The organism is Breznakibacter xylanolyticus (assembly GCF_003254275.1).
Taxonomy (GTDB): domain Bacteria; phylum Bacteroidota; class Bacteroidia; order Bacteroidales; family Marinilabiliaceae; genus Breznakibacter; species Breznakibacter xylanolyticus.
Genome location: NZ_QKZK01000034.1, coordinates 1 through 3,904, shown reverse-complemented (window position 1 = coordinate 3,904; position 3,904 = coordinate 1). Strand labels below are relative to the sequence as shown.

General features: G+C 45.8%; 3 protein-coding genes. All 3 read left to right on the top strand.

Annotated features, from left to right (window positions below; genetic code table 11):
* Positions 1 to 590: 590 nt before the first annotated feature.
* The 3 genes from LX69_RS14605 to LX69_RS14595 are packed head-to-tail and all read left to right on the top strand — an operon-like array spanning position 591 to position 3,137.
* A complete protein-coding gene (locus LX69_RS14605) occupies positions 591 to 1,382 on the top strand; it encodes an MlaE family ABC transporter permease (protein ID WP_245935034.1) in 792 nt (263 codons plus the stop codon).
* A gap of 3 nt (positions 1,383 to 1,385) precedes the next feature.
* A complete protein-coding gene (locus LX69_RS14600; RefSeq protein ID WP_111446790.1) occupies positions 1,386 to 2,162 on the top strand; it encodes an ABC transporter ATP-binding protein in 777 nt (258 codons plus the stop codon).
* A 3-nt stretch (positions 2,163 to 2,165) separates the two neighbouring features.
* Positions 2,166 to 3,137 carry an MlaD family protein gene (locus LX69_RS14595; protein ID WP_111446789.1) on the top strand — a complete coding sequence of 324 codons (972 nt, stop codon included), beginning with the start codon at positions 2,166 to 2,168 and terminating at the stop codon, positions 3,135 to 3,137.
* The last annotated feature ends 767 nt before the right edge of the window (positions 3,138 to 3,904 follow it).

Here is a 3,904-nt window from a genome sequence, read left to right as displayed (position 1 = left end):
TAAGCCCTGGGTTTTTCATGAATCGCCCCTGCCATCGTGAATTACCTCGGCTATAAGAATCGCCCTTGTCTTTAGCCCTTGTCGCTTTCGGAATACCCCTTGTCATTAACCAAGGGGCATAAATACCACCCCCAAACCCCGGGCTTTAGCCCGGGTACTTCATGAATGCATCTTGTCTCAAACCCTGGGTACTTTATGAGTCGCCCTTGACATCATGAATTACCTCGGCTATATGACTCGCCCTTGGCTTTAACCCTTGTCGCTTTCAATAACCCTTGGCTTTAGCCAAGGGTTATTGAAAGCACCCTCAAACCTCGGGCTTTAGCCCAATACCCCTCCATCCTTCCATCCTTCCATCCTTCCACTTCTCCACTCCTAAACCCCTCCACCCCTCCACTCCTCCACTCCCCCATGCTTCACAAAAAAACTTGATGAATTGCATAATTCTTTTTAAATTATTGCCTTGTTGCCGATGTGCGGACACACAGTAGGCCATTTGCCCGACGAAGATACCAGTCATCTGCGATGGGTTTCATGGGGGTGCGATGATGTGAAAAGTGATGATTCATAATTTAAAACATAGAATCAATGTGCGTTTTGCGTCCAAAGGAGTTCTCTTCTCTAAAAAGATTGACGAATTTCTTTGCGACTGTAGCAATGCGTTCCTCTTTGTTGTTCGCTTTTTTAAAGAAGCATTTACGAAACCATTTCATCTGAATGAGTTAATCAACCAATGTTTCGATGTAGGGTTAAAGTCTCTCTTACTCATCTCTATCACGGGGTTCATTGTCGGGGTGGTCTTTACCGAGCAGTCGCGTCCCGGATTGGTCGACTTTGGTGCCACCTCCTGGCTCCCTTCGTTGGTCTGTTTGGCCATTGTCAGAGCATTGGGGCCTTTGGTGACCGCACTGATTTGTGCCGGTAAAGTTGGATCGGGCATTGGTGCCGAACTGGGGTCAATGCAAGTGACCGAACAGATTGATGCCATGGAAGTGTCGGCCATTAATCCCTTTAAGTATCTGGTTGTCACTCGGGTGATGGCCACCACCATTGCCATCCCCGTGTTGGCCATCTATTGCAGCTTTATTGGCCTCTATGGATCCTATTTGAATGTTCATGAACAGGAGAGCAGCAGTCTGATTAGTTTCTATCAAAATGCCTTTTCATACATCAGCTTTCTCGATCTGTTTGCCTTTATGCTTAAATCGGTGACCTATGGTTTTACCATCGGCATGGTGAGTTGCTACATGGGATACCATGCCACTCAGGGTACTCGTGGCGTGGGACGTGCTGCCAACCAGGCCGTAGTGCTCACCATCTTTCTCGTTTTTATCGAAGAGTTTATCATTGTCACGGGCATTAACTTTTTCCGATACGGATGAATCATGGAACGTGAAAACCGTCATATTGTCAATGATCATGCGCCGGTGATCTCTATCAGTGGACTCTTTAAGTCTTTTGGTGAGTTGCCGGTTCTTCAGGGGATCGATTTGAACCTCTACGAAGGTGAAAACATTGCGATTCTTGGCAAATCAGGTTCCGGAAAGTCGGTGTTAATCAAGATGATTGTCGGATTATTGCTGCCCGATAAAGGCCTGGTGACGGTTTTGGGACAAAACGTGGCTGCTTTAAATCGAAAAGCGTTGGACCGGTTGCGTTTGCACATCGGTTTTTCCTTTCAAAACAGTGCCTTGTACGACAGCATGAATGTGTTTCAAAATCTCGCTTTTCCATTGACCATGAATGTAAAACATTTGAACCGGCTGCAAGTGACCCGGGCGGTGGAAGAAGCCCTCGAGGCCGTCGGCTTACGTGACAAAATTCGGGAAATGCCTTCAGATCTCTCCGGCGGTCAACGCAAGCGCATTGGCATTGCACGCACGCTCATCCTCAAACCCAAAATCATGCTCTACGATGAACCGACCTCCGGTTTGGATCCCGTGACCAGCGCCGACATCATTGAGCTCATCAATCTGGTGCAATCCCAATATCACACCAGCTCGCTCATTATCACTCACGACCTGACCTGTGCCAAAAACACGGCTAACCGCATCGCCATGTTGTCCAAAGGTAAGTTCTCTAAAATTGGGTCTTTTGATGAACTCTTTGTGACTGATGATGACCAACTGAAAGCTTTTTTTAATTACAATTTTTTGCAGTGAATTATGACCGATATTCAAAATAAACGCAGCGTTGTGGTTGGCCTATTTGTCTTTCTGGGCATTTTGTTTCTGGTAGCCGGCATTCTCATGGTGGGTAATTTGCGCAGCACTTTTAAAAGCAAAATGACCGTCGTCTGCCTCTTTGACGATGTCAATGGCTTGCAAACGGGTAACAATGTCTGGTTTTCAGGCGTCAAGGTGGGTACCGTGGGCAAGTTGCAGTTTACTCATCATTCTAAAGTATTGGTTTTTGTGAATATTGAGAACAGTGCCCAACACTACATTCGCAAAGATGCCAAAGTGAAAATCAGCAACGATGGCCTCATGGGCAATAAAATCATGGTGATTGTGGGGGGAACTCAGCACGCTCCTGTGGTGGCCGATGGCGATACGCTGTTGGTTCAAAAAACCTTCTCCACCGATGGGATGCTCAATACCTTTCAGGAGAATAATATAAACCTGCTGGCAATCACCTCCGACCTGAAAGTGATTTTTCACAAAATTGCTGACGGAAAAGGAACCCTCGGTCAGCTCATCATGGACAGTGCCGTTTACGAAAACATCAATGCCGCTTCTGTTTCCCTGCAGCTTTCCTCGGCCAAAGCTCAGGAATTGATGAATGCCATGGCCTCCATCACCGCCGGCCTTAACAACAATGGCACACTCATCAAGGAACTCATTGCCGATACCGTGCTTTTTAAAACCTTGCGATCGTCAATGGTGCAGTTGCAACAGATGTCTGATACGGCCAATGTGTTGATTCGTAATTTGAAACAGGCCAGCTCTAACGTCCAAACCCCTTTTGGCGTGTTGATGCACGACGAAGTTGCCGGTGCCCATTTGCGTGAAACCATCATCAACCTCGAAAGCAGCTCCCAAAAGCTTAATGAAGATCTGGAAGCTGTCAGACACCACTTCTTGTTTCGGGGTTACTTCAAAAAAAAGGCTAAAGAGGCTCAAAACAACGGCCAATGATGCGGGGCTTTTGGTTGGGGGGCGTTTTTCGTGCTGTTTGATCTTTCCGGTTTCTTCTTTAAAATTGTCGACAACTTGTTTAGCTTCGTTGGTCGTGATATTTGAACGTTGCTGCGAAGTAAAAATTATTTAACCTCGCATGTTTCAGTGACTTCCCTCAAAATATTCCCAATTGCCCCTTGCCCCGGCTTGGTGATAAAGATGCCGTTGGTGGAATGTTTCCTCACACCCCTGACAAACAGATAAATCACCCCGCCAAAATGTTGTTGGTAATCATAGTCTTTGATGCGGGTTTTCAGATATCGATCCACCGCTTCGGTATATATCAGGTTACTCCCAGTAATTTGAGATCGTTGAGATCGCGTCGAAACGTTTTTTCTGAAGTGCTGGTGCTTTCCGGATCCGAATCTGACAGTTGGTTGTGCAGATAATTGCGAATTTCATCTATTTTAGCATAGGGATGTTTGCGGAGATAATAAATGATTAACCCATCTTGCAGCTTTCCATCCAAAATTCATTAAAAAAACACCTTTTTTCACCTCAAAATAGGCTCTTTTGCTCTATTTGCTTTTGTAATACATTGATAATCAGTGTCTGAATTTTCGAAAAATCATTTGTAGTACACAAGGGGGTATTGTATATCAGCGGTTTACATGTTTACTTTGGGGCATGTATTTCAAAGTATCCATGCGCACCAACCCCGAAACGGGAATCTATAGCGGTTATTACCGTTTAGTGGAGAGCTACCGTAATCACAGCGGCAGGGT

Coding starts and splice junctions, on each gene's coding strand:
- LX69_RS14595 (WP_111446789.1), top strand. CDS start 2,166: ATGACCGATATTCAAAATAAACGCAGCGTTGTGGTTGGCCTATTTGTC.
- LX69_RS14600 (WP_111446790.1), top strand. CDS start 1,386: ATGGAACGTGAAAACCGTCATATTGTCAATGATCATGCGCCGGTGATC.